The organism is Acinetobacter tandoii (genome assembly GCF_008867985.1).
In the GTDB taxonomy this organism is placed as follows: Bacteria; Pseudomonadota; Gammaproteobacteria; order Pseudomonadales; family Moraxellaceae; genus Acinetobacter; species Acinetobacter tandoii.
In genome coordinates, this window is sequence record NZ_VXLD01000040.1 from 1 (window position 1) to 333 (window position 333).

The 333-nt window shown below is 53.8% G+C and carries 1 protein-coding gene; it reads right to left on the bottom strand.

Annotation, left to right across the window (positions count from 1 at the left end; genetic code table 11):
* Positions 1 to 199 (bottom strand): Ig-like domain-containing protein (locus F4W09_RS17005; RefSeq protein WP_215899333.1); only part of this gene is annotated, 199 nt, incomplete at its 3' end.
* Positions 200 to 333 lie beyond the last annotated feature (134 nt).

Consider the following 333-nt stretch of genomic DNA (forward strand, 5'->3'; position numbering starts at 1 on the left):
TCAGGTCTAGGGTCCAATTCCCTGCTGGATCAACCGTTAAGCGTGGATCGGCAGTGGTGTAGGTGGTCGCACCAACCGTTACACTGAGGCTGTTGCCATCAGCCAGATCGACCGTACCTTTAAACAGCAAGGTGTTGTCATTGGTGATGAAGTCGCTGTTGGAACTGCCAGTGTCGTTGGTGATCGAATCGAAAGTCACGGTTTGACCGTCGTTGTCGGTGTCGATCTTGGTGTCAATTACCACGTTCTGACTGGTGGTACTTTTGCTGTTCCCTGCGGTATCTGTGACCGTCGCCACCACCGCATAGGTTGCATCGGCCAAGGTGGTACCCG